This window comes from Burkholderia sp. SIMBA_051, from assembly GCF_046534915.1.
GTDB lineage: Bacteria > Pseudomonadota > Gammaproteobacteria > Burkholderiales > Burkholderiaceae > Burkholderia > Burkholderia ambifaria.
Genome location: NZ_JAWRXS010000930.1, coordinates 1 through 234, shown reverse-complemented (window position 1 = coordinate 234; position 234 = coordinate 1). Strand labels below are relative to the sequence as shown.

Below are 234 nucleotides of genomic sequence, written 5' to 3'. Positions count from 1 at the left end.
CGCCGAGCCGCGCGAGCAGTTCGACGCGTGGGTGCAGAAGGTGAAGGCTTCGCCACCGGCTCGACGCCACCGTGTACGGCACGGTCGCGCAGCCGAGCGAGAAGGCGCCGGTGCGCTACTTCTCGTCGGTCGATCCGAAGCTGTTCCACAACATCATCGCGAAATACAACGATGGCCACGTCCTCGACCTGAAGGACGCCGCCTGCGGCACGAAGGGGTAACGCATGTTCGGCA

Annotated in this window: 1 pseudogene; it reads left to right on the top strand. The window is 65.4% G+C overall.

From position 1 onward, the window contains the following. Positions 1–221, top strand: a pseudogene (locus SB771_RS37215) (COX aromatic rich motif-containing protein); the annotation flags it as partial. Positions 222–234: the final 13 nt, after the last annotated feature.